The organism is Faecalibacterium sp. 9 (assembly GCF_048320955.1).
Classification (GTDB): Bacteria; Bacillota; Clostridia; order Oscillospirales; family Ruminococcaceae; genus Faecalibacterium; species Faecalibacterium wellingii.
The window spans coordinates 1557391-1573952 of record NZ_JBLWGB010000001.1 but is presented as its reverse complement, the minus strand read 5'-3'; the positions used below and the strand labels follow the sequence as shown (position 1 = coordinate 1573952).

Annotated in this window: 18 protein-coding genes; 9 read left to right on the top strand and 9 right to left on the bottom strand. The window is 58.0% G+C overall.

Translation table 11 applies throughout. The features are described from left to right. Positions 1-7: 7 nt before the first annotated feature. Entirely contained in the window at positions 8-1009 is a 1002-nt protein-coding gene (locus ACKXF9_RS07560; protein ID WP_418265741.1) for a substrate-binding domain-containing protein, read from the top strand. A gap of 85 nt (positions 1010-1094) precedes the next feature. After that, the gene (locus tag ACKXF9_RS07555; protein ID WP_418265740.1) at positions 1095-1682 is read left to right on the top strand and encodes a transporter; all 588 of its coding nucleotides are present in this window, start codon (positions 1095-1097) and stop codon (positions 1680-1682) included. Positions 1683-1747: 65 nt separating this feature from the next. Here the strand turns inward: ACKXF9_RS07555 and plsY are convergent, their stop codons facing one another. The 8 genes from plsY to ACKXF9_RS07515 form a co-directional block, all read right to left on the bottom strand. Beyond that, the gene (gene plsY / locus ACKXF9_RS07550) at positions 1748-2410 is read right to left on the bottom strand and encodes a glycerol-3-phosphate 1-O-acyltransferase PlsY (RefSeq protein WP_249238378.1); all 663 of its coding nucleotides are present in this window, start codon (positions 2408-2410) and stop codon (positions 1748-1750) included. 27 nt (positions 2411-2437) lie between these two features. Continuing rightward, positions 2438-3781 carry a ribosome biogenesis GTPase Der gene (gene der / locus ACKXF9_RS07545; RefSeq protein ID WP_249238377.1) on the bottom strand — a complete coding sequence of 448 codons (1344 nt, stop codon included), beginning with the start codon at positions 3779-3781 and terminating at the stop codon, positions 2438-2440. 156 nt (positions 3782-3937) lie between these two features. After that, complete coding sequence (locus ACKXF9_RS07540; protein WP_418265873.1) at positions 3938-5263, bottom strand: DUF512 domain-containing protein; 1326 nt, start codon at positions 5261-5263, stop codon at positions 3938-3940. A 149-nt stretch (positions 5264-5412) separates the two neighbouring features. Beyond that, positions 5413-5592 (bottom strand): 50S ribosomal protein L32, encoded by a 180-nt coding sequence (rpmF, locus tag ACKXF9_RS07535; protein ID WP_005920250.1) that lies wholly within the window; start codon positions 5590-5592, stop codon positions 5413-5415. 26 nt (positions 5593-5618) lie between these two features. Continuing rightward, positions 5619-6119: a YceD family protein gene (locus ACKXF9_RS07530; RefSeq protein ID WP_339395576.1), complete on the bottom strand. Its 501-nt coding sequence runs from the start codon at positions 6117-6119 to the stop codon at positions 5619-5621. A gap of 144 nt (positions 6120-6263) precedes the next feature. Beyond that, positions 6264-6668 (bottom strand): ATP-binding protein, encoded by a 405-nt coding sequence (locus tag ACKXF9_RS07525; protein WP_249238374.1) that lies wholly within the window; start codon positions 6666-6668, stop codon positions 6264-6266. 51 nt (positions 6669-6719) lie between these two features. Next, positions 6720-8051 (bottom strand): glucose-6-phosphate isomerase, encoded by a 1332-nt coding sequence (locus ACKXF9_RS07520; RefSeq protein ID WP_418265739.1) that lies wholly within the window; start codon positions 8049-8051, stop codon positions 6720-6722. Between the two features lie 213 nt (positions 8052-8264). After that, the gene (locus ACKXF9_RS07515) at positions 8265-9503 is read right to left on the bottom strand and encodes a D-alanyl-D-alanine carboxypeptidase family protein (protein ID WP_418265738.1); all 1239 of its coding nucleotides are present in this window, start codon (positions 9501-9503) and stop codon (positions 8265-8267) included. Between the two features lie 281 nt (positions 9504-9784). Here ACKXF9_RS07515 and ACKXF9_RS07510 point away from each other — a divergent pair, with 281 nt between their 5' ends. The 6 genes from ACKXF9_RS07510 (at position 9785) to ACKXF9_RS07485 (ending at position 15279) form a co-directional block, all read left to right on the top strand. Beyond that, positions 9785-9922 (top strand): hypothetical protein, encoded by a 138-nt coding sequence (locus ACKXF9_RS07510; RefSeq protein WP_418265737.1) that lies wholly within the window; start codon positions 9785-9787, stop codon positions 9920-9922. Between the two features lie 318 nt (positions 9923-10240). After that, positions 10241-10672, top strand: coding sequence for a twin-arginine translocation signal domain-containing protein (locus ACKXF9_RS07505; RefSeq protein WP_418265736.1), 432 nt, complete (start codon positions 10241-10243; stop codon positions 10670-10672). Positions 10673-10859: 187 nt separating this feature from the next. Continuing rightward, entirely contained in the window at positions 10860-11285 is a 426-nt protein-coding gene (locus tag ACKXF9_RS07500; protein ID WP_418265735.1) for a twin-arginine translocation signal domain-containing protein, read from the top strand. Between the two features lie 156 nt (positions 11286-11441). After that, positions 11442-12737, top strand: coding sequence for a tRNA (N(6)-L-threonylcarbamoyladenosine(37)-C(2))-methylthiotransferase MtaB (mtaB, locus tag ACKXF9_RS07495; protein ID WP_348583790.1), 1296 nt, complete (start codon positions 11442-11444; stop codon positions 12735-12737). Between the two features lie 250 nt (positions 12738-12987). Beyond that, positions 12988-14541, top strand: a complete 1554-nt coding sequence (locus ACKXF9_RS07490) for a 4Fe-4S dicluster domain-containing protein (protein WP_418265734.1) — start codon at positions 12988-12990, stop codon at positions 14539-14541. Positions 14542-14805: 264 nt separating this feature from the next. Beyond that, positions 14806-15279 (top strand): pilin, encoded by a 474-nt coding sequence (locus tag ACKXF9_RS07485; RefSeq protein WP_339395584.1) that lies wholly within the window; start codon positions 14806-14808, stop codon positions 15277-15279. Between the two features lie 51 nt (positions 15280-15330). Here the strand turns inward: ACKXF9_RS07485 and ACKXF9_RS07480 are convergent, their stop codons facing one another. After that, positions 15331-15537, bottom strand: coding sequence for a hypothetical protein (locus ACKXF9_RS07480; RefSeq protein WP_339395585.1), 207 nt, complete (start codon positions 15535-15537; stop codon positions 15331-15333). 186 nt (positions 15538-15723) lie between these two features. On the opposite strand from ACKXF9_RS07480, the gene ACKXF9_RS07475 reads away from it, so the two are divergent. Then, on the top strand, positions 15724-16560 hold the full coding sequence (locus ACKXF9_RS07475; RefSeq protein ID WP_418265733.1) for a bifunctional hydroxymethylpyrimidine kinase/phosphomethylpyrimidine kinase: 837 nt from the start codon (positions 15724-15726) through the stop codon (positions 16558-16560). Positions 16561-16562 lie beyond the last annotated feature (2 nt).

Sequence of the window (16562 nt, the reverse complement as noted above, 5' to 3'; positions counted from 1 at the left end):
ACGCCTTATGAAAAATGCTAAAATTTCCCGCCGAAGCTTTCTGCTGGGCCTTGCCGCCTGCTCTGCCGCAGGCATCCTGACCGCCTGCAAGGGGGCTGACACCCCCGCCAGCAGCGCTTCCACCTCGCCGGAAGCCCCCGCTTCTTCCGTGAGCGAGCTTGAACCCATCGGGCTGTTCTCGCCGGAAGAGTTTCCCAAGCTGGACGGCAGCACGGCCTGCATCCCACTGATGGCGCAGATGATGGCCGACACCACCGGCATCGATCTGGAAGTAGCCCAGAGCGGCATTTCGGTCAGCACCACGGCCTATGCGTGGGAAAACTTCGGCCTGTATCCGGATGAGGATTACACCGCCCGGATGCTGGTGGTGTACGAAGCACCGGACTACGTGAAGGAAGAGCTGCAGGAGGCCGGTGCCCAGCTGGAACAAAAGCCCATTGGCCGGGACGCACTGGTGTTCATTGTGAATGAGAACAATCCGGTCCAGAGCCTGACCCGGCAGCAGCTGAAGGATATCTACGCCGGTAAGATCACCAACTGGAAGGATGTGGGCGGTGACGATCTTGCCATCGTGCCCTTCCAGCGGGGCGAGGACTCCGGCAGCCAGACTCTGTTCCGCAAGCTGCTCATTCAGGGCGGCGAACTGATGGACCCGCCCACCGAGCTGGCTCCCGCTGCCATGGGTGAGCTGGTGGACAGCATTGCCGCCTACAACAACAGCGCCAACGCCATCGGCTTCTCGGTGTATTACTACATCGACCAGATGTACTCCCAGCCCGGCCTGCGTCTGCTGGCCGTGGACGGTGTCACCCCTTCCAACGACACCATCGCCAGCGAAAGCTACCCGCTGTGCAACGAGTTCTATGCCGTTCTCCATGCGGACGCTGCCGCCGACAGCCCGGAGCGTCAGCTTTACGACTGGCTGGATACCGCCGCCGGGCAGGACTGCATCAAAAAATCCGGTTATGTAGCGGTGGCACCCACCACTGCAGCGAACAGTGCCGTCTGATCTTCCAGCAATTGACAGCTTTCTGCATTTCTGTTACAATATTACACATAAATGTTGAAACTTTTTTTGCAAAGGAAGGCTCAATATGGACAATTCCTCCTCTCATGTGGAAAGCCGCTGGCGCACCCAGCTGCGCAACCGCATCATTCAGGCCTCCAGTCTGCTGGAAATTCTGCTCTCCGGCCTTGTGCTCATCGGTCTGCTGCTCAGCGCTGTGCCGCTCATCAAGTGGATGCCCGGCCTGCTGTTTGACGGCAACGAAGTGGAGATCCGCATTTTTCTGGAGCGGAGCCTTGACATCGTGATCGGCATTGAGTTCATCAAAATGCTGGCCAAGCACAGCCCCGGCAGCAGTCTGGAAGTGCTGCTTTACGCCATTGCCCGCCATCTGGTGGTAGGCCATGACTCGGCAGTAGAAAACCTGCTCAGTGTGGGAGCCATCGCACTGATCTTCATTGTGCGCAAGTTCTTCTTTGTCCCGGCTTTCGGTGCCCACCTGCCGGACGGTCACCCGGCACCGGATCTTTCGCCCCGCCAGAGCGGCATCCCTGCCGATGAGGTTTTCTCCCGCCTGAAGGAGCGCGTCAGAACGGAGGTCTCCGAGGCCATTCCCGTCGAAGAAGAGACTTTTGACGAGTACGATTTTGAGCAGGCCGGCCCGGAGCCGAAATAACATAAGCAAAAATGCCCCGCAGCACTGCCGGAAAACCAGCAGGCTGCGGGGCATTTTATGATGCTTTATTTTTTATTGTGCTTTCCGAAGCGGTACTCTTTGCCCTCGCGGATGCGCTGGATATTGGCGCGGTGCATATAGATCACCATACCGGACATAAAACCGGAGCCAATGGCGCACACCAGCATATCACCGGCGGCATAGCCCTGCAGGGAGCCGTAAATGATCGTCAGCACCGGGTAGAGTGCTGCCATGGTCACGCTGCCCAGCGACACCATACCGGTGGGGATCAGGCACACCAGAAAGATGATGGCCAGAAAAGGCAGCAGCACCGGCTGGATGGCCAGAATGGCACCCGCTGCCACCAGTACGCCCTTGCCGCCTTTGAAGCCAAAGTACAGCGGGTATAGATGGCCCAGCACTGCAAAGATAGCGGCCAGATAGACGCCCAGATACGGCGACACTCCGGCGTCGGCAGGCAGAAGCTGGAACAGCCACCGGCCGATGCACACGGCCAGCACGCCCTTGAGCACATCGCCTGTCGCGGTCATGGCGGCAGCCTTCTTGCCAAAGGTGCGCAGCATGTTGGTCATGCCGGCTGCACCGCTGCCATGATTGCGCACGTCGTCATGATATACGAATTTGCTGACAAGGATGCCGGTATCCACACTGCCCAGCAGGTACGCCTGCAGGATGGTGGCTGCGGCGATCAGGATCGTTTTCATCATTAAGACAGATGCCTCCTTTGCGGGCGCTTACACGTCCTTTGCGCCCACTTCGCCGGAGCCGCGCTCGCGCACGACCAGACGGATGGGAGTGTGCTCCAGACCAAAGTTCTCGCGGATCTGGTTGATGATATACCGCTGATAGCTGAAGTGGAACAGCTGTTTCGAGTTCACAAAAGCCACGAACGTCGGCGGGCGGGTGGATGCCTGCGTCAGGTAGAAGATCTTCAGGCGGCGGCCCTTGTCGCTGGGCGGCTGCATCCGGGCAGTTGCACGGGCCAGCATCTCGTTCAGCACACCGGTGGGCACGCGGGCACCGTTCTGGCTGTCCACATCCCGGATGAGCTGCATGAGCTTGTTCACATTGTAGCCGGTCTGAGCGGAAATGAAGATGATGGGTGCATAGCCCATAAAGCTGAAGCACTCGGCATAGCCGCGGCGCTGCAGCTCCATGGTATTGGTCTCCTTGCCTTCCACAGCATCCCACTTGTTCACAACGATGATGCATGCCTTGCCCTGATCGTGGGCGTAACCGGCCACCTTGCTGTCCTGCTCGGTAAAACCAACGGTGGCATCCACCAGGATCAGCGCCACACGGCTGCGCTCCACGGCAGCCAGTGCGCGCACCACCATATAGCGCTCCAGTCCATCGGTGATGTTGCTGCGCTTGCGCAGACCGGCGGTATCGGTAAAGATGAACTTGCCGTAAGCGTTATCCACCGGGGTATCGATCGCATCCCGGGTGGTGCCCGCCTCGTTTGCCACGATCATGCGGTTCTCGCCCAGAATGCGGTTGGTCAGGCTGGACTTGCCCACGTTGGGACGGCCGATGATGGCCACCGGGATACGATCCTCTTCCACCACGGTCTCGCTGAAATCGAGGTGGGCACACACGGCATCCAGCAGGTCGCCGGTGCCGTGGCCGTGCACGGACGAAATGGGCATCACCTCATCAAAGCCGAGGTTGTAGAACTCGTACATCTCCATGGGGGCCTCGCCCACCTTATCGCACTTGTTCACGGCCAGAATGATGGGCTTGTGGCTGCGGCGCAGCATGTGGGCCACGTCCTCGTCGGCTGCGGTCAGGCCGTCGCGCACATCCACTACCATAATGATGCAGTCTGCGGTGTCAATGGCGATCTCGGCCTGCTCCCGCATGTGGGCCAGAATGCCCTCGGTGGCCTTGGGCTCGATGCCGCCGGTATCCACCAGCAGAAATTCGTGGCCGTTCCACTCGCAGTTGGCAAAAATGCGGTCGCGGGTAATGCCCGGCGTGTCCTCCACGATGGCAAGGCGCTGGCCGCATAATTTATTGAACAGGGTGGACTTGCCCACGTTGGGGCGGCCCACCACCGCTACGATCGGTTTGCTCATAGGGGTTCCTCCTTTCTTACAACCCTCTCAGGCACAGCTTACGCCGCGCCAGCTCCCCTGAAAGGGGGAGCTTTTATCATTCCTGCCGAAAGATGCATAAAACCTCGTCCTTCGGGAGAGGTGGCATCGCGCAGCGATGACGGAGAGGGTTTTCTTTTATGCTCTTCTTCTCCTTGCAATGTGCAGGCCGCTGCGCAGCAGGGCACGGGCTTCGTCGCCGCCGGCTGTGGGCAGCACCTCCACCTTCACGCCAAGGCGCTGGGCCAGCTGGTCGGTGGTGATGTCGTCCAGAAAGGTGTCTTTTTCCTCCCGCAGCATCACGGCAGGTACACCCAGCGTACCGCTGGTCAATCTACCCTCGCACTGGGCAATGATATCGGTCGCCGTCACAAGACCGGCCACCCCCACATTGCCGCCGAAGAATTTGTTCTTGATGGTGTGCACCGTTACCTCCACCATGGGATACTGGCGGTGCAGCTCGTCCATCATCTGGTGGATGAGCGGCGACGCCATTTCGCCCGTGACCACGTCCATCTTTTTGGTGCCGTAAATGCGGTGGGGCTTTTCCAGCTCGGCCAGAAATTCCGAGGCGTACAGGCGCATCATTCCCACGCCGTTTTCCAGCTGGTCAAAGTCCTCGTAGAACTCCTCCGGCGGGATGGGCCTGCCTGCCTTGAGATACCATTCATCGCTGGGATAGATGATGCGCTTGCCATGGCGGCGCTTGCACTCATCGCCGAATTCTTCCATGATGTCGATGACCTCGGCACTGGTGGCTGCGTCGTATGGCGTCTGCCGGAACAGCTTCTCGCGGTAGTCCGTCACGCCGCAGGGCACCGCAGCGATGCTCTGCACCATGGGGGTCAGCTCCAACAGGTCGCTCAGGGTACGGCGCAGCTCGTCGCCGTCGTTGATGCCGCGGCAGAGCACCAGCTGACAGTTGACGGCGATGCCGCCCTCCACCAGACGGGGCAGGTACTTGAGCACCTCGCCGCCGCGCTTGTTGGCCAGCATCCGCACACGGAGCTGCGGGTTCGTGGTGTGCACCGAAATGTTGATGGGCGAAATGTGCATCTTGATGATGCGGTCGATCTCGTGGTCCTGCATGTTCGTCATGGTGATATAGTTGCCGAACAAAAAGGAAAGCCGCTCGTCGTCGTCCTTGAAATAAAGGCTCTCCCGCATTCCGGGAGGCAGCTGGTCGATGAAGCAGAACATGCAGTGGTTGGAGCAGGAGTGCTTCTGGTCGCCCAGATAGGTCTGGAAATCGCAGCCAAAGGGGCCGCGCTCCGTGCGCTGCACGTCCCACTCGCGGATGCCGTCTGCCACCCTTGCTTTCAGGTGGAAGCTTTTGCTGTCGGTGTAGAAATCGTAGTCCAGACTGTCGTTCAGCTCGTTCTCATCCACGCTCAGAAGTTCATCGCCTGCAGCAAGGCCCAGCGCTTCCGCTTCGCTGCCGGGGTCCACCCGTGCGATCTTCATTGCCACCGCATCCACCTCCTTTTTCTTTATAAAAGGTCTCTTTTCCGCACAAACGGTCAAGCGTTCGTTCTTTTTACAGAACAAGAAGGGGAAGGCATGCGCCCTCCCCTTCTGTACATAACACCATTATGCCACCAATTACGCGCAAATTAGGCCTTCTTGATGACTTCCTCGCCCTTGTAGTAACCGCAGTTGCCACATGCCTGGTGGGGGAGCTTCAGAGAGCCACAGTTGCTGCACTTGACCAGTGCGGGGGCCTCCAGCTTCCAAACATTGCTGCGACGCTTGTCGCGGCGGGCCTTGGAAAGATGTCTCTTAGGTACTGCCATATTTTTGCACCTCCTTGATGGGTTTATCAGTTCAGCAGTGATTTAAGGATTGCGAGCCTTGTGTCTACGGGAGCTTCGGCCTGCTCTGTCGGCTGACAGGTGCATTCCGCCTTCTTTTTGCCACACACGGGGCAAAGCCCGGCGCAGTCGGCACTGCAAAGCAGCACCGTGGGGATCTGAAACATAAATTCCTGGCTGAGCCATTCATCCACATCCAGATGGCCTTTTTCGTCCAGCGGAAGATCGAAATCCGGATCATCCAGATCCCGTTCCTTGACTGTCCACTCCGTATCGACCGTCTCTTCCCGAACGACCGGGTCGAGGCAGCGGGCGCACTCTCCGTGCACCGATGCGTTTGCCCGCAGTGTCATCCGGATCTCTTCGCCATCCGTCTCTGCGTTGAACACGGCAGTGACAGGCTCCGGGATCCTTGCCCCGGCATAATCATGAGCAGATAAATCACACTGAAACTCTGCATGATAGGGTTGTCTGCCGGTGGCGATAAACTTTCTCAGGTCAAATTGCATAGTACACCTCTAAAAGGCTGCTTTGTTAGTATAGCGCCAAAGCACCCCTTTGTCAACACCAAAACAGGCAGAAAACCGAAAAAATTTATTTTTTCTTCGGTCTTCTGCCTGTTGCATAGAGTTCAGATTCCGAAATTCAACAGATCACTGGTATTTCTTCACGTTGTGGGGCAGAGCAGCCTCGTCAGCGCTGACCGTCACAGTCACCTTGACGCTGTCGCCTGCAATGGCAGCGATCTCGTCCAGCACGACACCCAGACGGTTCAGATCGTGATCCAGCACCTTCAGGATGCCGTCGATGTACAGGTCGGTGATATCGTAGTTGCTTGCCATCAGGCCAGCAATGAAGCCGTACAGCATTTCGCCGCCGGAGATCTTGTACTCGTCCAGATCGATCAGACGTGCAGAAGAAGAGATGTCGTAGGTGAGCTTCATGCCCTTTTCAACGACGACCACGTTGCCCTTGGAGGTCTTGACCGCATCATTGATCTGGTCGATCATAGCCTTGGTCTTGCCGGAGCCCTTGGTACCAACAATCAGTTTAATCATAGTTCAGTCCTCCTGTATTTTCCACGCCTTGCGGCGGGAGATCATTGTCATTTACTTCAGCTTTGCTTCCAGCTCGGCAGTCAGGCCCTCGTAGCCCGGCTTGCCCAGCAGTGCAAACATGTTCTTCTTGTAGCTCTCAACACCCGGCTGGTTGAAGGGGTTGACGCTGAGCAGGTAGCCGCTGCATGCACATGCACGCCAGAAGAAGTAGATCAGGTAGCCCACATTGTAGGCAGTCAGGTCGTCCACCTCGATCAGCACCTCGGGCACGCCGCCGTCGGTGTGTGCCAGAATGGTGCCTTCCATGGCCTTGCGGTTGACAACGCTCATGTTCTGGTTTGCCAGGAAGTTCAGGCCGTCAAAGTTGCCTTCCAGCGGGTCGATGAACAGATCCTGTGCAGGCTTCTTCACATCCACGATGGTCTCGAACATGGTGCGGGAGCCTTCCTGAATGAACTGGCCCATGGAGTGCAGGTCGGTGGAGAAGATGCAGCTTGCGGGGAACAGGCCCTTGTTGTCCTTACCCTCGCTCTCGCCGAACAGCTGCTTGTACCACTCGTTCATCAGGGCGAAGTCCGGCTCGTAGCACTCCAGGATCTCCACGCTCTTGCCCTTGCGGTACAGGATGTTGCGGATAGCAGCATACTTGTAGGCATCGTTGTCCTTGCCCAGCACGGAGAAGCGCTCCATGGAGTCGGCAGCGCCCTTCATCAGGTCGTCGATGCTGATGCCGGCGGCGGCAATGGGCAGCAGGCCCACAGCGCTCAGCACGGAGTAACGGCCGCCCACGTCATCGGGGACCACGAAGGTGGGCCAGCCCTGTGCGTCGGCCAGCTGCTTCAGAGTGCCCTTGGCACGGTCGGTGGTGGCGTAGATGCGCTTGTTGGCTTCTTCCACGCCCATTTCCTTTTCCAGCAGCTCACGCAGCACGCGGAAGGCCAGAGAGGTCTCGGTGGTGGTGCCGGACTTGGAGATGACATTGATGGAGAAGCGCTTGCCCTTGCACAGGCTGATGATGTTGTTCAGGTAAGTGGGGCTGATACTGTTGCCGCAGAAGTAGATCTTGGGGCCGTTCTCCAGTTCATTGTGGAACTGGCCCTTGACGGCCTCGATCACAGCGCGGGCACCCAGATAGCTGCCGCCGATGCCGGCAACCACCAGCACATCGGAATCCTCGCGGATCTTGGCAGCTGCTTCCTTGATGCGGGCAAACTCTTCCTTATCATAATCGCGGGGCAGGTACATCCAGCCAAGGAAATCATTGCCCGGGCCGGTCTTTGCTTCCAGCTGGTTATGCGCGGCCTCTACCTGCGGGTAGATGGCTTCATATTCCTCTTCACTGATAAAGTTGGAGAGGTGCTTGGTGTTCAACGTGACACTCATTTTATTATAACCTCCAAACGATTTGCAGGTCCTCAGCCCTGCGAGGAAATATCTTGGTATAAGTGTACCGTTCCCTCCGGGCAAAGTCAAGGTCAAAATCCTTGGATTTCATACAATTTTAATAGTGTTTTTTTGTTTCTTCATCCAGAATTGTTCACCCAGACAGTTCCATGCAGCCTGCCGCCGCGCACTTTTGTACGCTGAAGCGTGCATTCAGTCATCCCGGCCGGTCAGCGCGTCCCACAGAAGGCCGAAAGCCGTGCCAAAATCCATTTTTGGTGCATCCGCCGCCGCGCGGATCTCGTATTCGCCCAGCAGCGTTTCCCCGCTCAGGACACGCACCGTGCCCACCGCCTGCCCCTGCTGCACCGGTGCGTCCAGCGCATCCGGCAGATCGGCCCGGGCGGTCAGGGCAGTGCTGCTCTTCTTGGGCATCAGCAGGGTCTCGGGCAGGGCGGAGTAATCCAGCGGCACGCTCTCCTCCGCGCTGCCTTTTACCTTTATAAGCAGCGGCTGTTCTTCCACTGTCGGCAGCGGCGCGGCCCGGTAGGCCGCAAAGCCGTAGTCCAGCAGGGTGGTGGCTGCGTCGAACCGGTCGGAGCTGGAAGGTGCGCCCAGCACCACCGCGATCAGATTCAGCCCGTCCCGGGTGGCGCTGGCGCTGATGCACACCCCCGCGCCGCTGGTGGTGCCGGTCTTGAGGCCGGTGATGCCGTTATACCGCCGCAGCAGCTTGTTGGTGTTCACCAGCTGGGTGGCACCGCCCCGCAGGGTGTCGGTCCAGATGCCGGTGTAGTGCAGCACCTCCGAGCAGGTGTTCAGGATGTACCGGCTCATCACCGCCACATCCCGGGCCGTGGAAAGGTGGCCCTCGGCGTCCAGCCCGCAGGCATTGTGAAAGACCGTGTTCGTCATGCCCAGCTCTGCGGCGCGGGCGTTCATGCTTTGCACAAAGCCCTGCTCGCTGCCGCCCACCAGCTCCGCTACCGCCACAGCGGCGTCGTTGGCAGAGGACACGCAGATCGCTTTTATCATCTCGTCCAGCGTGAACTGCTCGCCGGGCTCCAGCCAGATCTGACTGCCACCCATGTGGTAGGCGTGCTCGCTCACCGGCACCGGCGTGTCCATGGTCAGCTGTCCGTTGTGCACTGCTTCAAAGGTAAGCAGCAGGGTCATCACCTTGGTGATGGACGCAATGGGCATCTGCTGGTCGGCGTTCTTTTCGTACAGCACCGTACCGGTCTGCTGGTCGATGAGACAGGCAGCGCGGCAGGGCAGTTCCAGCGCAGGCGGCTCTGCGGTAAGCTGCACCGGCCCCTGCGGCTGCACCGCCGTCTGCACTGCCGGGCTCTGCCGACGCAGGCCGCTGCCCTGTGCCGTGCCAAAGGCCAGCGCAAACAGCCAGAAGCACACCACCCCCGCGCACAAAAGCGCCAAGTTTTTTCGCTCCATTCCGGTCCCTCCCTGCGCAATGTCTCTTGGTGAGAGAGTATGCGGGCAGCGGGTGCTTTAGAAGCCGCCGAAAATGTTGCGCTTTAGCGAAAAGTATGATAAACTGAAAACGCCGCCCACAAGGGCGGCGTTAAGGCACTGTCTGCATAGACGGTGGTCATGCTTCCTGCCCGTTATCGCTGATTCTTCTACTTAGTCAGAATGAAGCAGAGGTTCCGGGAGTGGAACTTTTTTTGTGAATGAAGCTTCCCGGAGCCTTGAAGGCGAAGGGAGGGATATCAATGAGCCTGATGGAGATTTTGACCCTGCTGACAGTCATTCTCATGCTGTTGAGTCTAATTCTTGATGCAGTCCGCCTGACCGTTGAGGTCATGGAAAAATTTTCTCAGTGCAAAAATGATGGTAACAAAAAAGATTGACCGCCACAGTTTCCCCAAACCAACGGTCAATCTTGATTGTTGAGCAGGGAGCTGACCATTGCGGACAGCGCCTTTTCTATTTGTAGTATAGTGATTTTTTATTCTTTTGTCAAGGGAACAGCTGTCTTTCTGACAGGTAAGGTGTGTTTTCTTTTCCGGGCACAGTGCATACGATCACGCTTTGTATTTCCATGCGTTTATTTTGCCTTTTTCCCCAAAAAGACTTGACTTTCGCCCCTCTTATCGTGTAAATTGTAGATGAACCCAAAAGGGTCATTGCTTTAAAACTTGTGGAATCATTGTAGGAGGATACTACCAATGAACATTTCTCGTCGTTCTTTCCTGAAGCTCGCCGCTCTGTCCACTGCCGCTGTTGCAGTTTCCGCTTCCATGACTGGCTGCGCTACTCCCTGGACCCCCAACCTGACCATTGTTTATCAGGAGGAAAAGACCGGTGAATCTTACGCCTTTACCGGCAACGCCAACAACCTGATCAACGCCACTGATCATAAGATTTGGGAGAATGGTAAAAAGACCGTCCAGTCCAAGGATCAGTTCTTCCTTGATCTGCTGAAGGATCTCAAGAACTGGTCTGACAACGATGAAGTTGCAAAGAAGATCACTGCCGAGCTGGCAAAGGACTACACCATGACTAGCAAAAAGGTCACCATCGTCGACAAACCCAAGGTTGAGAGCAAGACCACTGCACACACCATCACCTTTATCTTTAAGGTCGAAGAAAAAGCATAAACTGTATTTCTTCAGGAGACAGGCTTCGCGGCCTGTCTCTTTTTGTTTGTGCTTAACTTCGGTCGTCTTTGGCAAAAACGCTTGACTATTTTTACCAGAAACGCTACACTAAAGGTGGAATAGCCCCATTCCGGGCTGTATTGCTTCAATTTGTGGAATGATTTTTATTTATTAGGAGGATACTACCATGATTCTGTCTCGTCGTTCTTTCCTGAAGGTCGCAGGTCTGTCCGCTGTTGCTGTTGCAGGTGCTTCCATGTTCACCGGCTGCAACGTCAACAATTTCTTCTCCACCGGTGTTGTCTATTCTGCTAAGGCAGGCTCCGGCATCACTGAGGACACCATCAATAAGCTGAACGAGAGCAAGTACACCAACGCTGTTCCCGGCCATTCCGATCTGTACTCCAACAACGACGGTAAGTGCAAGGAGGCTGTTCAGAACCAGCTGAACGGTGCTGCTAAGCTGAATGTTGAAGCCGCCAAGGGTGTTGAAGTCGACACCGCTACTATCGTTCATAAGCTGAACGACAAGGGCGAGATCGTCAAAGAGAACGGTAAGGAAGTCTACGTCATCAAGGCCGTGCTGAAGAAGACCGAGTCCACCAACAAGTAATTCAACTGCGTTTTCTCATGAGAGACGGGCATCTGCCCGTCTCTTTTTGTTTTGCCCCGCCTGCGCACATCCGCTCTTGCACTGCATGGCCGCTGTGATATATAATAAAGAGTATTGCAAGCATCACCCCGTTTTTAGTCGAAAGGATACCCTCTCATGCGAGTTTGTTTTTATACCCTTGGCTGCAAGGTCAACCTGAACGAGACCGGCGCACTGGAACAGCTGTTCCGCGCCAACGGCTTCACCATCGCGCAGGAAGGTGAACCGGCCGATGTGTTCATTGTGAACAGCTGCACCGTGACCAACTTTGGCGACCAGAAAAGCCGCAAGTGGCTGCGCCGCAAAAAGCGCGAGAACCCCGGTGCGGTCACGGTGCTCACCGGCTGCTATCCGCAGGCCTTTCCGGAGGAAGCCGCCCAGTTCACCGAGGCCGACCTTGTGTGCGGCAATGGCGACCGCAAAGCCATTCTGGACAATGTGCAAAAGCTGCTGGACGGCCACGAGCGCATCGTTGCCATCCAGCCCCACCAGCGCGGCGAAAAATTTGAGGAACTGCCCGTAGAGCGGTTCGAGACCCACACCCGCGCCTTTATCAAGGTAGAGGACGGCTGCAACCGCCAGTGCGCCTACTGCGTCATCCCCCGGGCCCGCGGCCCGGTGCGCAGCCGCAGCGAAGCCAGCATCCTTGCCGAGCTGCGCCAGCTGGCCGCTTCCGGCTACCGCGAGGTGGTGCTCAGCGCCATCTCCCTGCCCAGCTACGGTCTGGACACCGGCACCAACCTCGTGGAGCTGGTGGAGCACTGCGCTCAGGTGGAGGGCATCCAGCGCATCCGTCTGGGCAGTCTGGACCCGGATATGCTCACGCCGGAGTTCATCACCCGCCTTGCCGCCGTGGAAAAGCTCTGCCCGCAGTTCCACCTGAGCCTGCAGAGCGGCTGCACTGCCACCCTGCGCCGGATGCGCCGTGTGTACACCGCCGAGCAGTACGCACAGGTGGTGGACCAGATCCGCGCCGCCTACGGTGCGCGCCCGGTCAGCTTTACCACCGACTGCATCTGCGGCTTCCCCGGCGAGACGCAGGCCGACTTTGAAGAGAGCTGCAGATTTTTGAAAAAGATCGGCTTTCTCAAGGTGCATGTGTTCCCCTACTCCCGCCGCAGCGGCACCCCGGCCTACGATTTCCCGGAGCAGGTGCACGAGCGGGAAAAGCAGGAGCGCAGCCGCGTGATGAACGGCATCGCCGAGGAGGTGCGCCGCGAGGTGCTGGCCGCCCATGTGGGCACCGAGGACGATGTGCTGCTGGAGACTCCCCTCTCCGGCACCCTGTTCACCGGCTACACCCGGCTGTACATCCCGGTGGTGGTGTCCGCCCCCGGCCATGTCAGCGGCGAGATCGTGCATGTACGCTTGGGCGAATACGACGGCGAGCGCGTCCGTGCAGCACTTTGCTGAGTTTACGCGCTTAAAATTGTTGATTCTGTACACGAGGACGAATACAACAAATTTTTAACAAATTTTGCGTTTTATCCCTTTTCATACGGCACGCTTTATGCTAAAATGAAAGTGAACCATCCCGGGCACAGCGCTGTTTGCAGCAGTGCGTTACCAATGTGCCCTGTAACACGCCCGCCCTGCGCGGCAGAACGCTGCCGGCAGCCGGGTGCAGCCCGTTTGTTTTTAGCAAAGCAAGGAGAGAATTGGAATGAGTTTCAGAGGAATCAATACCACGGTCATCCAGATCCGCCGTCAGGTGTTCACCGAGGTGGCACGCATGGCTTACGCCAACGTCAAGGGCGAGCAGGCCAACCACCTGATGCGCAAGATCCCCTACACCATCATCCCCGGTGAGGAAGGCAAGCTGCGCAAGGACATCTTCTTGGAGCGCGCCATCGTTGAGGAGCGTGTGCGTCTGGCCATGGGTCTGCCCACCCGCCGCATGGACGAGCACAACAGTGTCGTCTCCGGTCTGGAGGATGCATCCATCGCCGATAAGTATTACGATCCCCCGCTGGTGAACGTGATCAAGTTTGCCTGCAACCGCTGCCCGGAAAAGCTGGTCAAGGTCTCCGACCTGTGTCAGGGCTGCCTTGCCCACCCCTGTATGGAAGTGTGCCCCAAGAAGGCCATCACATGGGAGAGCGGCCGTTCCACCATCGATCAGGACAAGTGCATCAAGTGCGGCCGCTGCGTTGGCGTGTGCCCCTACAACGCCATCGTCAAGACCGAGCGTCCCTGCGCCGCTGCCTGCGGCATGGGTGCCATCCACTCCGATGAGCTGGGCCGTGCCGAGATCGATTACAGCAAGTGCGTTTCCTGCGGCCAGTGTCTGGTCAACTGCCCCTTCGGCGCCATTGCGGACAAGGGCCAGATCTATCAGCTGATCCAGGGCTTCAATCGCGGTGACCGCATCTATGCACTGGTGGCTCCCGCCTTTGTCAACCAGTTCCCGGGTCTGGCTTCCACCGGCAAGCTCAAGGCTGCGCTGAAGGCCGTCGGCTTCTGCGATGTGGTGGAGGTGGCCATCGGTGCCGACCTGTGCACCGTGGACGAGGCCCACGACTTCCTGGAGGAAGTGCCCGAAAAGCTGAACTTCATGGCTACTTCCTGCTGCCCGGCATGGAGCATGATGGCAAAGACCGCATTCCCGGATCTGGCCAAGAACATCTCCATGACCATGACCCCCATGGTGTTCACCGCACGCATGATGAAGAAGGCCGACCCCGAAGCCCGTATGTGCTTCATCGGACCCTGCGCCGCCAAGAAGCTGGAAGCTTCCCGCCGCACCGTCCGCTCGGATGTGGACTTCGTGCTCACCTTTGAGGAGCTGGCCGGCATCATTGAGGCAAAGGACATCGATGTGGCAGATCTGGAAATCGATCCCACCGAGCAGGATCTGATCCACGCTTCCGCTGCAGGCCGCGGCTTTGCACAGTCCGGCGGCGTGGCAAAGGCCGTTGCTGATAAGATCAAGGAATGGCACCCGGATATGGATGTGAAGATCGCATCCGCACAGGGTCTGGCCGAGTGCAAGAAGCTGCTGATGCTGGCAAAGGCCGGCAAGTACAACGGCTACCTGCTGGAAGGCATGGGCTGCCCGGGCGGCTGCATCGGCGGCGCAGGCACCATTGCCGACCCCGCACGCACGGCCATCCAGTTGAACAAGTACGTCAAGGAAGCTCCCTTCACTGACCCGGAGCAGAGCGCCTTTATGACCAACATCCATGTGCTGAAGGACGACCCCAACTTTGAGGTCTAAGCCGAACTAGTTTTTCCATTTTCAACACCGGACGGCCTGCGGGCTGTCCGGTGTTGTGTTTTCCCGGTAAAAGTCCGTCTGCCTGCGGCATAGGAGCCAGCAGGTCAAAAGCATCTGTTTTTTGTTTCTGATGTGCAACGTTTTTGTGAAAGGTTCACGAAGCAGATTGACATTTTTATGCGCGCATGCTATTTTAGCATTGAAAATTCCGGTATTTCGTGTGCCGGACAAGGCCGCCTTTGCGGCAAAGAAAGGCAGATATCCATGACTAAGACCTGTCAGCGCGTAAGCGCCGCCCTGCTTTCGGTACTGCTGCTGTGCATGTTCACCTTTGGTGCCAGCGCTGCTGCTACCCTGAACGTGGGCGTTAAATTCTGGAAGGAAAGATCCGATAAGGAATCCATGGCCAACTCCGGCATCGACACGGACCGCGATGCCAGCCTTACCCGCCAGTCCAACGGCACCTATACCCTTACCCTGCCCATCCGGCAGGTAAGCAAGATGAGCGTCACCGGTTACCTGACCGGCCTGACCATCGGCGATGTGAACTATACCGGCGCTGTGACCGGCGAGGTGTCCAAGGGCACCGGCGTGCTCACCATCAAGAACCTGCCCGCCTCGGTGCTGACCGGTGACGATGTCAACAAGTCCCTTACCGTGACCTGCAACATCCAGATGGATCTGAGCGTTCTGGGCGAGATCAACACCTCAGCCCGCATGTGCATCTGGAACAAATGAGCTTTTCAAAGCAAAGAACGGCGTCCCGTCCGGAACGCCGTTCTTTGTTTTTTACCCTTCCATGTGCTTTTCCACAAAGTCCCCCACCATTTTGTCCAGCTGCAAAACGGCGTTTTCCGCGCCCTTCACCACCTTGCGGGTGGTGCGGCGCAGCTGGCGCTGGTTCTGGGTGGCAGCCATCACGCCCACGGCACCCAGTGCCGCGCCGGCCGCCATCCCCAGCAGCATCCCGGAAGAACTGTTCGTTTCGTGTCTCATCTTCAAAGCTCCTTTCGGTGAAAAGATCCGGTCTCCGGCGTTATTATTTCCAATAAAGTATCTGGTATCCGCTTTTTTTATGCAGAAATTTGTGGTATACTGTGTCGTGAAATTTATTATGGGTCTGTGTGCCCGGCCCAAACCGGCCGCAGCCCGTACTGCATACTGGCAAGGAGGTCCCCTTATTTGATACACCCTGTTGAACCCAAAAAAGTTCTCTGCATCCACGATCTTTCCGGCATGGGCCGCTGCAGTCTGGCGGTCATCCTGCCGGTGCTGTCGGTCATGGGCGTGCAGCCGGTGGCCCTGCCCACGGTAGTGCTTTCCACCCACACGGGCGGTCTGGGCACCCCTGCACGGCTGGACGGCTCTGCCTACGGCCAGCAGGCGCTGGAGCATTATCACGCTCTGGGTGTGGAGTTTGACTGCATCTATACCGGCTATCTGGGCGGCGAGGCACAGGTAGCACTGGCTGAAAAAGCATTTGCGTACTGGCCCGCTGCCAAAAAGGTGGTGGACCCGGTGATGGGCGACAACGGCAAGGCCTATTCCACCGTCACCTCTGCCCTCATCGACCGCATCCGCGCGCTGTGCCAGTCCGCAGACCTGATCCTGCCCAACTACACCGAGGCGCAGCTGCTTTTGCAGCGTGAGCCGTGCACCGATCCGCTCACCGACGAGGCCGCACAGGCTCTGGCCGACGAGCTGACCACTCTGGCCCCGGGGGCTGTCGTCACCGGCCTGCCGCTGGGCAAGTACATCGGCTGCGCAGGCAGCGGCAGAGACCGCTTTCTGGTCAAAAAGCTGCACATCAGCCGCAGCTTTCCCGGCACCGGCGATCTATACGGTGCCGTGCTCATCGGCTCGCTGCTGCAGGGCAACGCCCTGAGTGCCGCCGCCGACAACGCCGCCGAGTTCGTGGCGCTTTCCATCCAGAGCACTCCCGCCGCACAGGATACCCGCTTTGGCGTCTGGTTCGAGCCGCTGCTGCCGCGCCTGTGCCCTGTGTCCGTGACCGAATAAGG